This is a genomic window from Planktotalea frisia, from assembly GCF_001890925.1.
Lineage (GTDB): Bacteria > Pseudomonadota > Alphaproteobacteria > Rhodobacterales > Rhodobacteraceae > Planktotalea > Planktotalea frisia.
Genome location: NZ_MLCB01000161.1, coordinates 1 through 15,767 on the forward strand (window position 1 = coordinate 1; position 15,767 = coordinate 15,767).

At 55.1% G+C, this 15,767-nt stretch carries 15 protein-coding genes; 5 read left to right on the top strand and 10 right to left on the bottom strand.

The genetic code is table 11. From position 1 onward, the window contains the following. Positions 1–203: 203 nt before the first annotated feature. From PFRI_RS14245 to PFRI_RS14275, 7 genes are all read right to left on the bottom strand, one after another. Positions 204–2,447, bottom strand: coding sequence for a molybdopterin guanine dinucleotide-containing S/N-oxide reductase (locus tag PFRI_RS14245; RefSeq protein WP_072631376.1), 2,244 nt, complete (start codon positions 2,445–2,447; stop codon positions 204–206). 23 nt (positions 2,448–2,470) lie between these two features. Next, the gene (locus PFRI_RS14250; RefSeq protein WP_072631377.1) at positions 2,471–2,863 is read right to left on the bottom strand and encodes a rhodanese-like domain-containing protein; all 393 of its coding nucleotides are present in this window, start codon (positions 2,861–2,863) and stop codon (positions 2,471–2,473) included. Positions 2,864–2,924: 61 nt separating this feature from the next. Beyond that, complete coding sequence (locus PFRI_RS14255; protein WP_072631378.1) at positions 2,925–3,389, bottom strand: CoA-binding protein; 465 nt, start codon at positions 3,387–3,389, stop codon at positions 2,925–2,927. Then, entirely contained in the window at positions 3,389–3,787 is a 399-nt protein-coding gene (locus PFRI_RS14260; RefSeq protein WP_072631379.1) for a 2Fe-2S iron-sulfur cluster-binding protein, read from the bottom strand. Before PFRI_RS14260 ends, PFRI_RS14255 begins: the two co-directional genes overlap by 1 nt. Further along, positions 3,784–5,133, bottom strand: coding sequence for a selenium-binding family protein (locus PFRI_RS14265; RefSeq protein WP_072631380.1), 1,350 nt, complete (start codon positions 5,131–5,133; stop codon positions 3,784–3,786). Before PFRI_RS14265 ends, PFRI_RS14260 begins: the two co-directional genes overlap by 4 nt. A 17-nt stretch (positions 5,134–5,150) precedes the next feature. Beyond that, positions 5,151–5,963 (bottom strand): enoyl-CoA hydratase, encoded by an 813-nt coding sequence (locus PFRI_RS14270; RefSeq protein WP_072631381.1) that lies wholly within the window; start codon positions 5,961–5,963, stop codon positions 5,151–5,153. A 2-nt stretch (positions 5,964–5,965) separates the two neighbouring features. After that, a complete protein-coding gene (locus tag PFRI_RS14275) occupies positions 5,966–7,132 on the bottom strand; it encodes an acyl-CoA dehydrogenase family protein (protein ID WP_072631382.1) in 1,167 nt (388 codons plus the stop codon). A gap of 185 nt (positions 7,133–7,317) precedes the next feature. Here PFRI_RS14275 and PFRI_RS14280 point away from each other — a divergent pair, with 185 nt between their 5' ends. Then, the gene (locus PFRI_RS14280) at positions 7,318–8,247 is read left to right on the top strand and encodes a LysR family transcriptional regulator (RefSeq protein ID WP_072631383.1); all 930 of its coding nucleotides are present in this window, start codon (positions 7,318–7,320) and stop codon (positions 8,245–8,247) included. Here PFRI_RS14280 and PFRI_RS14285 read toward each other — a convergent pair. The 3 genes from PFRI_RS14285 to PFRI_RS14295 all read right to left on the bottom strand — a co-directional run bounded on the left by PFRI_RS14285 (position 8,240) and on the right by PFRI_RS14295 (position 11,115). Continuing rightward, a complete protein-coding gene (locus PFRI_RS14285) occupies positions 8,240–9,508 on the bottom strand; it encodes a TRAP transporter large permease (RefSeq protein WP_072631384.1) in 1,269 nt (422 codons plus the stop codon). The genes PFRI_RS14280 and PFRI_RS14285 overlap by 8 nt on opposite strands. Next, positions 9,505–10,023: a TRAP transporter small permease gene (locus PFRI_RS14290; RefSeq protein WP_072631385.1), complete on the bottom strand. Its 519-nt coding sequence runs from the start codon at positions 10,021–10,023 to the stop codon at positions 9,505–9,507. The genes PFRI_RS14285 and PFRI_RS14290 overlap by 4 nt, the downstream gene beginning before the upstream one ends. Before the next feature lie 69 nt (positions 10,024–10,092). After that, complete coding sequence (locus PFRI_RS14295) at positions 10,093–11,115, bottom strand: TRAP transporter substrate-binding protein (protein WP_139292123.1); 1,023 nt, start codon at positions 11,113–11,115, stop codon at positions 10,093–10,095. 279 nt (positions 11,116–11,394) lie between these two features. Here PFRI_RS14295 and PFRI_RS14300 point away from each other — a divergent pair, with 279 nt between their 5' ends. The 4 genes from PFRI_RS14300 to PFRI_RS14315 are packed head-to-tail and all read left to right on the top strand — an operon-like array spanning position 11,395 to position 15,766. Beyond that, on the top strand, positions 11,395–12,588 hold the full coding sequence (locus tag PFRI_RS14300; RefSeq protein ID WP_072631387.1) for an alpha-hydroxy acid oxidase: 1,194 nt from the start codon (positions 11,395–11,397) through the stop codon (positions 12,586–12,588). Positions 12,589–12,603: 15 nt separating this feature from the next. After that, positions 12,604–14,322, top strand: coding sequence for a thiamine pyrophosphate-binding protein (locus PFRI_RS14305; protein WP_072631388.1), 1,719 nt, complete (start codon positions 12,604–12,606; stop codon positions 14,320–14,322). Further along, on the top strand, positions 14,322–14,657 hold the full coding sequence (locus PFRI_RS14310; protein ID WP_072631389.1) for a hydroxyisourate hydrolase: 336 nt from the start codon (positions 14,322–14,324) through the stop codon (positions 14,655–14,657). The genes PFRI_RS14305 and PFRI_RS14310 overlap by 1 nt, the downstream gene beginning before the upstream one ends. Beyond that, on the top strand, positions 14,657–15,766 hold the full coding sequence (locus PFRI_RS14315) for a dimethylsulfoniopropionate demethylase (RefSeq protein WP_072631390.1): 1,110 nt from the start codon (positions 14,657–14,659) through the stop codon (positions 15,764–15,766). The genes PFRI_RS14310 and PFRI_RS14315 overlap by 1 nt, the downstream gene beginning before the upstream one ends. Position 15,767 lies beyond the last annotated feature (1 nt).

Below are 15,767 nucleotides of genomic sequence, written 5' to 3' on the forward strand. Positions count from 1 at the left end.
TCCAAGACCTTGAAATCGCTCACAGTAACCGGGGCATCCACACAAATCTTATGTTAACTATTCAATTATTCAATTATTGACGGCTGCCATCGCAAGGGAAATGTTTTCGCCCCTTGCTCAGCTTTCAGGCTCTGTTGCTAAGTTTTTTGATCCTGCTGCCTTGCAATTAATAATATTGACGACATGTATTTTCCGCCACTTCTCTAAGCCGAACTGACCTTCACCAAACACGAATGCGCGATCGGACCCTGAGCAAGTGATGAGCTTCCCTTGTCTGGCGTTAGCGTATTGGGATTGCCGTTGCGACAAGTATCTCCGTCAGGGTCAAACCAAGCACCGGTTGCGATTTGGATGACGCCGAGGCGGATGTCTGCGTTGGTTCTAAGCTCGGCGAGGCATGCGCCGCGTTTGTTATGAATGCGAACGATTTGACCCTCGTGGAGGTCTCGTTTGGCTGCGTCTTCGGGGTGCATGGTGACCGGCTCCACTCCGCGTGGGCGATCCGCGCGGCTGACAGGGCCGTGGTCAAGCTGGCTGTGCAGTTTGTTGCGTGGTTGGTTCGAGATCATGTGCAACTGGTCCGGTTCCGCGCTCCCTAACCATTCTAAAGGCTCCAACCAGATAGGGTGGCCGGGGCAGTCATCATAATCAAAGCCCGAGATCGTATCCGAGAATATCTCGATCTTGCCACTGGGCGTCGCGAGGGGATTGGCGTCAGGATCCTTGCGGAAATCCGCCATCATAATTTCGGGCTTGTCGGGTGTTGGCACCTTGAGCCACCCATCCTTTTGGAAGCTGTCCCAGTTGGGCAATTCGATGCCGAACTGGGACACCCGCTGGCGCGATACGTCCCAAATCCAGCGTTGCCATTCCTCAGCAGAACGGCCTTCGGTAAAGGCGTCATGCACGGCCATGGCAGTCGCAATGCCGCGGAATATCTGGTGGTCATCACGCGCTTGCCCTATGGGTTTTATAGCCTGATCCATCGCAACCAGATATGGATCTTTTGGTGACATCGCGATGTCAGAACGCTCTAGCGGTGTGGTACAAGGCAGCACAATATCCGCATGTTTTGCCAGCGCGTTCCAGCACCATTCATTTGCGATAATCGTGTCTGGCTTCGCCCACGCAAGGCGCATCCGGTTCAAGTCTTGATGGTGATGAAACGGATTGCCACCGGCCCACCAGACCAGACGAATATCAGGATATGCGTAGGATTGTCCGTCGTAGTCAAATTGCCCACCTGGATTTTCCAACAAATCAGTTACGCGGGCCACCGGAATGAAATCTTTTACCGGGTTTTCGCCTTGCGGGAAGGATGCAAAATCAAGTTGGTGCCGGTTCAATCCGATATTGTTCATCGCTGAATAGCCAAAGCCGATACCGGTTCCCGGAAGGCCCATTTGACCCAACATCGCTGCAAGGGTGATCCCGGCCCAGAATGGTTGTTCCCCATGGTCTTGGCGGGTCAGCGACCATGCCACTGAAATCATCGTGCGGCTACCCGCCATGCGCCGCGCAAGATCGCGGATCGTGTCGGCAGGCAGTGCACAAATGTCGGCAGCCCAGGCAGCGTTCTTGGCTATCCCATCCGCCGCCCCGTTCAGATACCTGGTGAAGCGGTCAAAACCGGTTGTATAGCGATCAAGGAAGGTTTGTTCCTGCAAGCCTTCTGCCAGCAGCGTATGCGCCAAGCCCAGCATCAGCGCGGCATCCGTTGAGGGGCGCGGTGCCAACCATTCAGCTTCGACCTCTTCCATCAGGTCTGATCGTAGTGGCGAAATATTGACAAAGCGCACGCCAGCGTCACGAGCGGCGGACACGCCTGCCCGTTGAACATGTGCACCAGTGCCGCCTTGGCTGATCTGACCGTTTTTCAGTGGCACCCCGCCAAAAGCCACAAACAACTCGCAGTCCGAGGCGATGGATTCCCAACTGGTCGCAGTGTCAAGAAAGCCGCGGAACGTGCCCAGAATATGGGGCACCACAACTTCGGCAGCTGCAAAGGAATAGGTGTTTTTCGAACTCGTGCAGCCGCCGATGCAGTTCAGAAACCGTTTCAACTGGCTTTGCGCATGGTGGAATCTTCCGGCACTGGCCCAGCCATAGGAACCGGCGTAAATCGCTTGATTGCCAAAATCCTGACGGACCCGGTTCAATTCATCTGCGACCAGTTTGTTGGCTACTTCCCAAGTCACCGCAACGAAGTCTTCCTCGCCACGTTTTTCTCCTGCTGTGCCGGGCCCGCCCTCTAACCAGCTTTTGCGCACCATCGGGGTCGTGATCCGCGTTGGTCCTTCCAGAACGTCAACAATGCCGTGGCCGATCGGCGACGGATCAGGATCTTCCTCAAAATCACGTAAGGCCGTCACCCGGCCGTCCGCTACTTCTACCCGGTAGGTGCCCCAATGGCTGGATGTCAGCAGATCCCGGTCAGTTGGTTTCATTGTCTCACCTTGTCTGTCGCAGTTTAAGTTTTAAGAGGTCCACCGGCCTTTTTCCATGCGGCAACGCCGCCTGCCATGTTTACGACCGGTAACAGGCCCATCTCAATGGCGACTTTGGCCGCAAGTGCGGAGCGCCCACCAGAGGCGCAGTAGAAGACGTAAGTTTTGTCTTGGTTGAACTCTGGCTTATGGACAGGGCTTTCCGGGTCGATGTGGAACTCCATCATGCCCCTTGACGAAGCAACAGCGCCCGGGATGATGCCTGATTTTGCTTGCTCCAAGCCGTCCCGCAGATCAACAAAGACGTGCGTGTCGCTTTCGACCAGCGACATTGCGTCGTCCACACTGATTGCAGGCACTGCCGCCAAAGCGTCTTTGACAATATCCTTAGAGCTTTTCGTGATATTCTGCGCCATGACAGCGGTCTCCTTCTTGTGCATTCCAAATCGCAGCAACACTATTGCACTGCACGGTTGATTAGATCTTGAGGTCCAGCCGTGGCTTCCAGAAAGGTCTGAACAGTTCGATTTTCGGGCAGCGGTTCATGACGACCTGCAGGCCCGCGCCTTCAGCAAGGCGCGCGGCGTTGTCATCATAAACGCCGATCTGTCCCCAAAGCACCTTTGCGCCAATGGCGATGGCTTGCTCGGCAAAGCTATAAAGCTCTTCTTTGGGGCGGAACACGTCAACCATATCAACCGGTTTGTCGATCTCAGCCAGTGACCGGTATACCTTGAGGCCACGGATTTCGCTCACGTTAGGGTTGGGGTTCACCGGCAAGATGTCATATCCGATCTCGTTCAGCTGGCGCAGCACACCATAGCTGAACTTGGTCTTGTCAGCACTGGCGCCAACCATCGCAATGGTTTTGACCGACGCAAGAATGTCCGCCAGGTATTTAGGGTCGTAGTCGTAGATGTGATCAACGTCTGCTTCGGGCATTACCCCTCCTTTTCTTGCCCTATCGCTTTGCTGCTTGAGGGCTGTGGCATCGCAATGTCCGCCTTTAATTCATGTGGTTTGAGTGGATCCAGAAACGGGTTGCGGTAAAGCTTGTCGTGGCTATCTACACCGATTTCCAACGTGATGTCAGAGGTCGCGCGCGCAACGCAAAGGATCACATAACCATTGTCTATTTGCCGGTTGTTTAGGGCAACCTGACGACGCTGGTCCACCTCACCTTCGACAAGTTTAGCAGCACAGGTGATGCAGCCGCCGTACTCGCAGCCATAGGGCAGATCGACGCCCTGATCGCGCAATTGCTCCAGCAATGGACGGCGGGCATTAACCTGATAGGTCGCGCTTTCGCGGTTGGCGATGGTGACGGTATGGGTCGTCACAGCCAAATATCGCTTGTGCAATCCCCACCGGGATAGCGCGCCTCATGGCAACGGCTGGGTCCGTTTGGTTCTTGGCCAAAGTCAACGATGAAGTCCTCGTTGATCTTCATGCCGCCATTCACCGGGTCACAGTCAATCTGTACCATGACGCCGCCTTTCTCGCGAATTTCAGGATAAAATTGATTGTCCCACGTGCTGAACAGCGACGTCGTCACATAAAGTCGCTTGCCGTCCAGCGACAGTTGGAACATCTGCGGCCCACCTGCGACGTCTACCCCATTGACCGATGGCGCTTTGCCCAAAAGACCGCCCATAAACACTTGCCCCGTCAGAACCGGATTGTGCGGATCACTGATGTCATACTGGCGCATATCGCCGTGCAGCCAGTTGTTGAGGTAGAGGTATTTGTCATCCATCGAGATCAAGATCGCACTCATCACGCCGGGCAGAGGGATCGGCCAGTCGGGATGCTGCTCATTCTCTACATCAATGATCTTTTCCCATTGCCATTTGCCAGCGTCATTCTTCCACCAATGGATCACATTGGTGGAAAGCGCCGCGCCGCAAAACCCATGGGTGCTGTCAGGATCATGGTGGAATTTGACCTCCAGCGGCAGCAAACCATCCTCGCCAAGATAAAAGCTCTCCACAGGCTCGCGCGCCTCGAAATCCCAGAAGTGCAGCTCGCGCCCGTATTTCAGGTGTCCGACTTCCTCCAGATCAAAGCCCGGCATGAATGTATTGGGTGCCGCCCATTCCGAGGAAACCATCACGTTGTGACGCGGCTGATACCAAAAGTCATAGCCGAACTTGATGTCGCCCATGGAGTTTTCCCAGCGGCCTTGTATCTCAAATTCTTTGTCTAGATGTAGATAACCACCGGGCGCTTCGCCTTTAGCGTTGCCGAGCATCGAGATGATGATCTCGGACCCCAAACAATGCACTGTATGCGGGCCGCTTAGGTTGGTCTGGGATTTGATCTGTGCCCCCTCGATCACCTTGTGCAAACGCGGCGCACGCGGGTCGGTCGCGGTGTCCACGATATGCAGATTGTTTGACCGCACACCCGGCAGGATCAGGTATTTGCGTGACATGTTTTCATCTTCAAAGCACGACGAACAAGCGTTCCAGCCCATGTGATGCAACTCATCCCCGATGCCGGGCATTTCCAATCGGTGGATCACTTGAGAATAGGTCGGGCTGTCAGGATCAACGTCCACGGTCGCCAGATAATCCGGCTTTTGAATGCCCGTTCCGGTGTAGATAGCAATTGTATACAGCAGCTTTTCGCGCGGTGCTTTGATCGCGTCCGAAGGTGAGGCATAGCCAGGACCACAACATTCCATCTGGTATTCTCCGATAATTATCCGTGCGTATCAGCCGATAGAGGCCGCCAATTTGGCTCGCGTTTTTCAACAAAGGCACCAATGCCCTCTTCAGCATCCGGCTCTATCATATTTGCAACCATCACCCTAGAAGCATGGTCATACGCATCTACCAATGGCATCTCAATCTGATGATAAAAAGCTTCTTTTCCGATAAGCAAGGTTGCGGGAGCCTTTGCTGCAATCTTGTTGGCAAGGGCGTTTGTCGCCGCTTCCAGCTCACCTGCGGTAACAACTTTGTTCACAAGACCAAACTGCAAGGCTTGATCAGCGGGGATCATGTCACCAGTCAGCAGCATCTCCATTGCGGCCTTGCGTGACACATTGCGCGACAAAGCAACCATAGGTGTCGAGCAGAACAGACCGATGTTCACCCCCGGTGTCGCAAACCGCGCATTATCCGCTGCAACTGCCAGATCGCAACTCGCAACCAATTGACATCCAGCGGCGGTCGCAATGCCATGAACCTGTGCGATGACGGGTTTTGGACAGCTCACAATCGCCTGCATCAGACGCGCGCATTTGGCCATGGTTTCTTCAAAAAACGCGAGGCCCTTATCGGCCTGCGCACGCGCTGCAGTAAGCTCTTTCAAATCATGGCCCGCGCAAAATCCGGGGCCGTTCGCATTGATGACAATCACGTAAACGTCGTGGGCCCTGCCAAGGTCAACTATCTCGGAATGCAGCCGTTCCAGCATCGCCATAGACAGGCTGTTGCGCGCACCGGGTCGGTTCATGGTGAGATGCGCAACTTTGTTTCGACGGGCCTCAAGCACGATATCGTCGGTCATGATCAGTCCTTTAACAATCCACGGGCGATGACAAGCTTCATGATCTCGTTTGTCCCCGCATAAATCCGTTCAATCCGGTTGTCGCGGTACATACGTTCTAGCGGGTATTCCGCCATGACGCCGTAGCCGCCGAACAGTTGCAGGCACCGATCGATGATTTTGGCCTGCAAGTCAGTCAGCCAATATTTCGCCATGGATGCTTTTTCCGTGGTCAACTTGCCGACCAGATGTTCGCTGATGCAGGCATCCAGAAACGTCTTGGCGATCGTCGCTTCGGTTGCGCATTCGGCCAGCACAAACTGAGTGTTCTGGAACTCGGCAATCTTCTTACCGAAGGCCGCACGCTCTTTGACGTACTCAAGCGTGATCTTTAGCGCACGTTCTATCCGCGCCACTGCGTAAACGCCAATCAGTAGGCGTTCTTGTGGCAATTGCTGCATCATCTGCGCAAACCCCTGCCCCTCTTCCGGGCCCAGCAATGCCGCGGCCGGAACTCGCATGTCATCGAAGAACAATTCGGATGTGTCGTTTGATTTCATGCCTAACTTGTCGAGGTTACGGCCCCTGCGAAACCCCTCAAGCCCGTCGGTTTCAACCAAAAACAACGATGTGCCGCGCCCGCCTGCCGATGGGTCCGTCTTAGCCGCGACAATAATCATATTCGCCAAAGCACCATTGGTGATGAAGGTCTTTGAGCCGGAAATCTTGTAGTGATTGCCGTCTTTGACAGCCGTGGTTTTGATATTTTGCAAATCCGACCCTGCGCCGGGTTCAGTCATCGCAATCGCGCCGATCAGGTCGCCTGAGATCATACGGGGCAGAATTGAATGTCTCTGCTCATCCGAACCATAGTGAATGAGATAAGGGATCACGATGGAATTGTGCAGCCCACCGCCCCAACCATCAATCCCTGCCAAATTTCCTTGATATGCAATCACCGCGTCATGGGCAAAACTGCCGCCCAGCCCGCCAAACTCTTCGGGCACCTCTGCCCCCAACAGCCCCATTTCGCCTGCCTTTTCCCACAGCGCGCGGCTAAACGATCCCTGCGCCTCCCATTCGTCGTAGTGTGGCGCGCATTCGCGTTCATAAAACTGCCGACAAGCGTCGCTTAACATTTCAAGCTCGTCATCCATCCAAGGTGAACGGGGAAGGTCAAATTCAGTCATTTAGCACCGGCCAATTGATTGGAATGCGGAAGCGTTCATGAAGGAGTTTAGAAAACCGCCTGTGCCGCAGCCAATCAAATTAGCAGATGCACCCATAGCTAAAACCGATGGAAAGCTTCCACCTATACAGAGATAAAGGAAATGAATTAGGGTAACTCATAGAATAAACTGAGGGACCGTCGCCAATGAACCTGCGTCAACTAGAGGCATTCAGAGCAACCATCCGCTGTGGTTCTATTACCGAAGCAGCCAGGATGATGCATATCTCTCAGCCCAGTGTCAGTAGGTTGATCGCGGATCTTGAGCAGTCAGCCGGGTTTCCTCTGTTCTTGCGGGTGGGGCGCGGATTGACGCCCACAGTGGAAGGGCGGCATTTCTACGAAGGTGTGGAAGGCATGTTCGTGGGCATTGATCGTCTGCAAGATTTGGCGAAATCCATTCGGACATCGCAGGGCGGCACAATCTCCATCGGGGCGATCCAATCTATCGCGACGATTGAGCTGCCCAAAGCGATCAGCCGTCTTTACCATGAGAACCCCGATATTGAGTTTGTCGTGCAAACGCGCAATACGCCTGCCATTCTGGATGCGGTTCAGATGCGCCAGCTTGATCTGGGAATTGTCGGACGCGAGCCGGATTATGCCGGAGTCGAAGTCTTGTTTCAAACATCAGTTGCCTATGTTTGCCTGATGCCGGAAGAGCACCCATTGGCAAATGAATACGGGCTTGTCGATCTTGAAGAAGTCGCCAAGACAGGGACTTTTGTCACCTTTGGTGCCAGCTACCCAGATTCAATGATGTCGATAGATCCTGAGCTTTCGGACACTTTGCGTGCACGTTCACGTCTTTCTGTTGCCAATATGCCTTTGGCCGGCGCTTTGGTGCGCGAAGCCTCTGTGCTGGCCATTGCCGATCCATTTTCAGCAGAACAGGCTGTGCGCATGGGCGGCGTGGTGTTTCGGCCAATCAAACAAAAGCTGACCTATTTTGTCGCTGTTGTTGCCGCCCGTCGCGAGGAACTGTCACGCGAGGCGTTGAAATTTGTCGACCTCTTTGGCCAGCAATTGCAACAGCGGGTGGATCAGGTCGAAAAGCTGAGCGCCGAGCTTAGTTAAGCAGATTAGGCAACCATGTCGCAGCCTGTGGAAAAGCGATCATCAGCATTCCAAAAATGATCCCGACACCGACAAACAGCGGCACTTCGCGGAACGCTTTCTCGGGGCTCTCTTTGGCGACACCTGCGGCGGTGTAGATGCCGACACAGACGGGCGGCGTGATCATCCCGATGCCGGCAAATGCGACAAAGACGATATAGAGATGCAGGATATCCAGACCCAGCGACAAGGCCAGTGCGGCAAAGATTGGCACGGTCAGATAAAACACCGGCACAATCTCAACGAAGGTGCCAAGGATCAGGCAAATCACCGCAACAGCCAGCCAAAATGCCATCGGCGTGCCACCCATTTCAGTGAAAAAGGCGATCAGCTTTTGCGGCGCCTGACTATAGGTCAGAACAACGCTCAAGAAGGTGGCCATCGCGATGATCGAAAAGATCACAGCAGTGATCCGCGCGGTCTGATGCAAAGCGTCTAAAAGCCCGCGAAACGTCAGCTCCCGGTAGATCAAAACACCGATCAGAATGGCCCAGATACCCGCAACGGCGGCAGATTCAGAGGGCGTTAGTAATCCAGCATAAATGCCACCCAGAATGATAACTGGCGTGAATAATCCTGGTAAGGCGGAGCGGAAGGCTGACAAACGCTCAGCGGCGGTCGCCTTCTCAGGATTGCGCAGATTGCGGCAGCGCCATGTGACAACGATGGACAAAAGAACTAGCAAAACAAGGCCCGGCACGAAACCCGCGGCAAATGTGCGCGACACTGGCACATCGGTCAGCGCGCTGAACAGGATCGCTGCGTTAGACGGTGGGATCAGCGATTCCAGAAACGCAGCAGAGGCTGCAAGCACGATGACAAAGGGTTTTGGATAGCCTTGTTCGACCATCTTTGGGATCATAATCGTACCTACCGCGGTAATCGCCGCCAGAATAGATCCGCAGAACGCTGCGAAAAAACCCATAGCAAGGATCATCGCCAACCCTAGACCACCGGGCCAATGGCCAACCAACGTGGTGGCAAAATGCACCAGCCGTGCGGCGGCACCACCGCGCAGCATGACCATGCCGGTGAAAATGAACAACGGCACCGCGATCAGCACATGTTTGGTCATCGATCCAAAGGAGACCTGAATAAGTGTGGACCATGGAAGGTCCATGCCCAGTATCGCCACTGAAGCACTGCCAAGGCCAAAGACCATAAAGATCGGCACCGACAAAAGCAGCAAGAGCATAGAAAATAACGTCGCAGCGGCGTTCATGATGCGGTTCCTTCACGGGTTGTCAGGTCACGGAGCGTCTCTAGCCACAACTCAAATGAGAAGAGCAAAAGAATGAAAAAACCGGTTGGAAACGCCAAATACATCCACCAGATCGGCAGTTCGATTTCCAGTTCCATGAGTTGGCCAAGACGCCGGAACAAAGCGACAGCCTCATTCCCCGCTTGCAGGAAAATCAATGACCCCAAAATCATCAGTGAATAGACAAACAACTTGAGCCACAGCGCCGCCTTGCCCTCTAAGAAAGTAGGCAGCAGGTCGACCTGAATATGCGATCCTGACCGCAGCAACGGCCCCAGAAGCGGAAAAACCATCCAAGGCACCAACGCCGGGGGCAATTCGATGAACCAGTCGTACCCGGTGCCGCTGACATAGCGTGTCACTGCGCTTCCGGTCAGGGCCAGAACCATAATCGCCGCAAGGCTGGAAGATGTCACAGCGGTGAGTTTTTCAAGCGCGCCGTTGAGGATACGCATTAACGACAAGATCGGTGTCATTAGGAAATAGCCCCGCAGGTGTTAGTGTGACGCCCACACAGACTGCGCAGGCGTTCAGTTTCATTCGTCTCAGTTGGCGGTGAAAGCAGATGCTGCTGCGATAACATCTGCATCAACTGTCTCTGCGATGACTGGCATCACTTTGTCGCTCATCAACGTGTTGAATTCGGCCAGCGCGTCGCCTTCGAGTTCGGTGACGATCCCGCCACGTTCTTGAAATTCTGCCAGCGTTTCCTCGCCTGTCTTCAGGATCTCGTCAGTCGAAATCTGGCCGACCTCTTGGCCCACGTCGATCAGCAATTGCTGCAAGTCTTGAGGGAGCTCGTTGAACCATGTCTTGTTCGCCATGATGTAAGCATCCGCGTAGTATTGGTACGGCTTTTGACCATGAGTAAGGTATTCCCACCAGCTGAACGCGCGGATGGAACCTGGAGGGCTGTTGATCGTGTCGATAATACCGGTTTGCAGACCAGAATAGACTTCTCCCGTCGGCATGGACACCGTGTTGGCGCCAAGTGCCTCCCACATCGGCCGCTCTGCCCCGATCAAGGCCCGCGCCTTTAAGCCTGACATCGACTTCACGCCATTCAATTCCTGTGATGAGAAGGTCATCACAGGACCAACGGGGTCATACATCAACAGTACAGAGTCTGATTTCGTTGTAATGTCATCCCAAACGGCCTTGCCAGTTGGATCGTCCTGAAAGAATGCGCGCTGCTCGCCATAGCTGTCGAACATACCGGTGATCGAAACCACATTAAAATTCTTGTTGATCGGCGGGAACGACACCACAGCGACAATGCCGCCCATCTCAACAGCGCCGGACGTAACCGCGCCAAGTTGCTCGCGGATGCCAAAAAGCTGACCGGACGGAAAATAGTCGATACGAAGCCGCCCATCGGCGCGTTTGTTCACCTCGTCAGCGAACATCTTGGCGTGAATTGCACTATGGTGTGTTGGTCCCCAGTGCACCGACAGTCGCGCAGTATATTCCTGTGCGCTCGCGGCACTCGCGAACAATAGGGATAGCGCGCCGGCAGCGAGTGCTGCCCAGCCCACTTTGAGTGTCCGTGTTGATATTAGAAATTTCATTGCGTCCTCCCAAACGATGCGCGCCCAACGTTCCTGTTGCAAAGCGTTCAAGCGCAATATGTGAGGCGCAGGTAAAACCTCCTCACCTGTTCCCAGCGTAAACCTTATTTCGAATTCTTAACTAATCGAATCCGCGAGGCGACTCATTCGTTGGGCGTATGGCTGCGGAAAAACATAGGCCTGACGTATGAGTTAGAGAGATTATTCGATTGGTCCGGCCCGCCAAACTCTTTGTAGTCTGAGGCAGCTCAAACAGATCCCAAGGCACGTGCGCGCACAATGCAGAAAAGCAGCGACATATTTTCGACCGAAGACGCAAGGCGGCTGGCTAAGCGGCGGCTGCCCCGGCTCGTCTTTGATTTTGTCGAAGGGGCGGCGGGGCGCGAGGTCGGCACGGCACGCAATGTCTCTCAGTTCGATAACGTCATGCTGCAACCCCGTGTAATGGCAGACGTCGCACAGTGTTCTCTGGCCACGACTTTGATGGGGCAGTCCTACAAAGTGCCATTTGGGATCGCCCCTATGGGCATGTGCAATCTTGTGCATCCAATGGCCGACGCGTCGATTGCAAGTGCCGCACAGGCCATGGATTTCCCCATGGGTCTGTCCTCTGCCGCCTCCACCTCAATTGAAGATATGGCGCGCATGGCGGGATCGCACGCGTGGTTCCAGCTTTACTTCGGAGGTTCTCAAGAGGCATCTCTTGCCATGGTCGAACGTGCCCAAATTGCCGGATATGAAACGCTGATCTTGACGGTGGATGTGCCGCAGGTTTCTCGCAGGGTGCGCGATCTGCGCAATGGCTTCACGGTTCCCTTTGCCATGACGCCCCGCGCATTCTGGGACTTCGCTACCCACCCAAGCTGGTCTCTAAGCACGCTGGCTGCAGGTGCGCCACGCCCGATGAACTTTACCGACAGTAAAGGCAGCAACACCTTTGATCGCGGGGCAAGCCGGTCTGGTGCTGACTGGGCGTTTCTGGAGCGGCTGCGGGGCAAATGGCCGGGCAAGCTGATTGTCAAAGGTGTGACATCTGCGGCGGATGCACTCCGCATCCGCAGTTTGGGGGCCGACGCAATCTATGTCTCGAACCATGGCGGGCGGCAGTTGGACAGCGTTCCCCCCGCGATCCGGCTTTTGCCACTGATCCGTGCCGCTGTTGGTCCTGAATTCCCGCTGTTGTTCGACAGTGGCATTCGCAATGGTGAAGACATCGTCAAGGCGCTCGCCCTTGGTGCTGATTTTGTGATGATTGGGCGCCCTGCCCTCTTTGCTTTGGGGGCCGAAGGCGCGGCCGGTCTGAACGCGCTTCTGAGCTGCTTTGCGACAGATATCAGTGTTGTGATGGCGCAATTGGGCATCACTTCGATTGACCAGCTTGGACCCTATGTCATTTTCCAAGACGCGGGTCACGCGCACGTTGATGCGGAAACGAAAACACAGGCGGCCTTGCGGCTCGCCGCCAAAACCTGAAGGGGGACATATCCAATGACGGATTCCAAAATGATCAGAGGCGGCGCTTTGCTGGCCCGCGCCCTCAAAGAAAAAGGGGTGGACCATGTGTTCACGCTGGCCGGTGGCTTTTGCAATCCAGCACTTGAAGGGTTCATGGAATGTCAGATGCCGGTCATCAACACCCCTCATGAACAGATCGCAGGGCATTTGGCCGATGGTCACGCCCGCATCACCCGCAAACCCGTCGTTTGCCTTGTCGGCCCCGAAGGCTTTGCCAACGCCGTGCCTGCGATGCTGGAGGCAGGCGGCGAACGCAGCCCGGTCATTTTTGTCACCGGATCATCAACGCTCAAACGTCAGGGTGCGGGCGGTTTCAAAGAGATCGACGATGTCGCCATTGCGGCCCCCTTGGTCAAGTATTCCGCCCAGATCACCGATGGCGAACGGATCAGCGAGTTTGTAAACCGCGCATGGACCGCCGCAACAACCGGCTACCCCGGCCCTGTCCATATCTCATTGCCGGTGGACATCATGTTCTCATCCTTCGCGCCCGATGCGGGACTGGACGAGCGCCCGTTCAACCGCACGGATCGCCCTGCCCCGCGTGCATGGCCTGACCCTACCGCCTTAGGCGTGGTTTTGGAGAAGGTGAACAACGCAAAGCGTCCCGTTATCATCGGTGGTCATGGCGTCTGGTGGTCCAAGTCCGAGGACAAGCTGGAACAGGTCGGTAAAGCCCTGCGCCTACCGATTTTTAACGTTCCTTATCATTCCAAACTGCTTGGCGAAGAATGTGAGGCCTATATGGGCCTTGCGGATTTTCACCAGTATCACCCGTCGAAACCCGCCATTCACGAGGCTGATTTGGTCCTGATGATCGGGGGGCGTCTGGACAATCAAATGAACTTTGGCAATCCGCCGTTTTTCACTAAGGATCAAACACTGGTCTGCATCAACGGCAGCCACGAAGAATTAGAATACAATCAAGCCGCCGACGAGGTGCTGCTCTGCGATCCCGGCGCCTTCCTTAAGGCCTTGAGCGGTGTGGGCAAAATGTGGCCCGAATGGTTTGATCTGCAACGGACCCGCCGAGCTGCTTGGGTGGATGAATGGTACGCCCATATCGAAGCCGAGAGCGCCAAGCCCGGCAAGATGCACCCTCTGCAACTGTCACTGGACGTGCAGGAGCAAATGGGCGACAACGACTGGCTGATCTTTGACGGCGGCAACACTCATTTCTGGTCAGAGATCGCGGTGAACATGGCCGGATGGCGCGGGCAGAAACTGGGCGGGATCATGCACCCCGGCAATTACTCTTTGCTTGGGGTTGGGGTGTCCTTTGGCGTCTCTGCCAAGGCGCTGCATCCAAATCGCAATGTGGTAGTGATCTCCGGCGATGGCGCGTTTCTGTCTGGCGGCCTGTCGATTGAATCCGCCTTTCAGGACAATCTGCCCATCACCATCGTGATCGACAACAATGGCGGTCTGGACTGTATTTCGCAGCAACAAGAACGCCTGTTTGCGAACGGCAAACACTTTGCCACCGATTTCCGCGATATTCCGTTCCATGCGATGTGCGAAGGTCTAGGTGGGCATGGTGAATTGGTGGAAACACGCGACCAACTTGCCCCCGCCTTGCAACGGGCGATGGCCAGCGGCAAAACTGCCATTGTGAATGTCAAATGTCGCGGTGTGATCAGCCCGATTGTGGCCGCAACTTCGGATAAACGGGACAAGGCTTCGATTGAATAATGGCAACTCTTACTTCGCATACGCTCAATGGCACTGATGGCACCCATGCGGGCGAGATTCCTGTGACATTGACGAACCTGACCACAAGCACCGTGACCTTTACCGCGCAGATGGATGAAGGCGGCCGGTTATCAGAAAACATCGACGCCAAAGACATTGATCCTGACGCGATGTATGAATTGGTCTTTGACACTGCCGGCTATTGGGCCGCCCGCAACATGCCCGCTGCGGTCACGCAAATCGCGCTGCGCTTTGCCATGACTGACCCCGAAGGCGCATATCATATGCCGGTTATCTTGAACCCCAATTCCTATTCGATGTGGACCTCACGCTGATGGACGGCCTGAACATGTCGCGGCGCATCCGCCGCACGCCTTATACCGACCGTGTCGAACAGAACGGTGTGAGGGGCTTTTCCGTCGTCAATCACATGCTGCTGCCCAAGGCGTTCCAGCCCACGCTGGAGGAGGATTACTGGCACCTGCGGGCCCACGTCCAGATCTGGGATGTCTCCTGCCAGCGTCAGGTCCAGATTGCGGGGCCGGATGCTGCTGCCCTTGTACAATTGATGACACCGCGCAATATCGCCCGCGCAAAGATCGGCGACTGTTTTTACATTCCGATCATCGATGCACAGGGTGGCATGATCAACGATCCCGTCATGTTGAAACTGGCAGAGGACCGGTTCTGGCTGTCCATCGCAGACAGTGACGTTTTGCTTTATGCGATGGGTCTTGCCTTGGGGCGTGGTCAGGATGTCGCGGTGAGCGAACCTGATGTGTCGCCACTGGCTGTGCAAGGTCCAAAGGCCGAAGATCTGCTGGCAGAGCTTTTCGGCGCGCATATCCGCGATGTCGGCTTTTTCAAATACGGCTGGGTCGACTTTCAGGGCACCAGACAATTGATCGCCCGCTCGGGCTATTCCCGCCAAGGCGGGTTCGAGATATATCTGGAGGGGGGGCATCTGGGAACGGCACTCTGGGACACCATCTGGGACGCAGGTCAAGCGCATAACATCACCCCCGGTTGCCCCAACCTGATAGAGCGGATTGAAGGCGGCCTTTTGTCATACGGCAATGAGTTCACGCGCGAGAACAACCCGTTTGAGATTGGGCATGGCAAGTTTTGCGTGACCGATGGCTCAATTGACTACATCGGGCGCAAGGCTTTGCAGGATATCGCGGCAAAGGGTGTGACGCGTGAAATGCGCGGTGTAACATTTGACGGTGGGCACTGCCCGACTTGTTCCAAACCTTGGCCTGTGATGGTTGGCAACAAGCGCGTGGGTCAGATCACCTCTGCCATCTGGTCTCCGCGCCTGAAATGTAATGTTGGGCAATCCATGATAGATCGTGCGTTTTGGGATGCAGGTCAGGCGGTAACAGTTCAAGTCCAAGATGGCAGCGTTTCGAACGGCATCGTGACCACGCTGCCAATGTGCTGAA

Bases quoted from the DNA above. Each gene is read 5' to 3' on its own strand.
- PFRI_RS14310 (WP_072631389.1), top strand. From the start codon at position 14,322: ATGGCAACTCTTACTTCGCATACGCTCAATGGCACTGATGGCACCCAT.
- PFRI_RS14290 (WP_072631385.1), bottom strand. From the start codon at position 10,023: ATGACACCGATCTTGTCGTTAATGCGTATCCTCAACGGCGCGCTTGAA.
- PFRI_RS14280 (WP_072631383.1), top strand. From the start codon at position 7,318: ATGAACCTGCGTCAACTAGAGGCATTCAGAGCAACCATCCGCTGTGGT.
- PFRI_RS14265 (WP_072631380.1), bottom strand. From the start codon at position 5,133: ATGGAATGTTGTGGTCCTGGCTATGCCTCACCTTCGGACGCGATCAAA.
- PFRI_RS14300 (WP_072631387.1), top strand. From the start codon at position 11,395: ATGCAGAAAAGCAGCGACATATTTTCGACCGAAGACGCAAGGCGGCTG.
- PFRI_RS14275 (WP_072631382.1), bottom strand. From the start codon at position 7,132: ATGACTGAATTTGACCTTCCCCGTTCACCTTGGATGGATGACGAGCTT.
- PFRI_RS14315 (WP_072631390.1), top strand. From the start codon at position 14,657: ATGGACGGCCTGAACATGTCGCGGCGCATCCGCCGCACGCCTTATACC.
- PFRI_RS14295 (WP_139292123.1), bottom strand. From the start codon at position 11,115: ATGAAATTTCTAATATCAACACGGACACTCAAAGTGGGCTGGGCAGCA.
- PFRI_RS14245 (WP_072631376.1), bottom strand. From the start codon at position 2,447: ATGAAACCAACTGACCGGGATCTGCTGACATCCAGCCATTGGGGCACC.
- PFRI_RS14270 (WP_072631381.1), bottom strand. From the start codon at position 5,963: ATGACCGACGATATCGTGCTTGAGGCCCGTCGAAACAAAGTTGCGCAT.
- PFRI_RS14255 (WP_072631378.1), bottom strand. From the start codon at position 3,389: ATGCCCGAAGCAGACGTTGATCACATCTACGACTACGACCCTAAATAC.
- PFRI_RS14305 (WP_072631388.1), top strand. From the start codon at position 12,604: ATGACGGATTCCAAAATGATCAGAGGCGGCGCTTTGCTGGCCCGCGCC.
- PFRI_RS14250 (WP_072631377.1), bottom strand. From the start codon at position 2,863: ATGGCGCAGAATATCACGAAAAGCTCTAAGGATATTGTCAAAGACGCT.
- PFRI_RS14285 (WP_072631384.1), bottom strand. From the start codon at position 9,508: ATGAACGCCGCTGCGACGTTATTTTCTATGCTCTTGCTGCTTTTGTCG.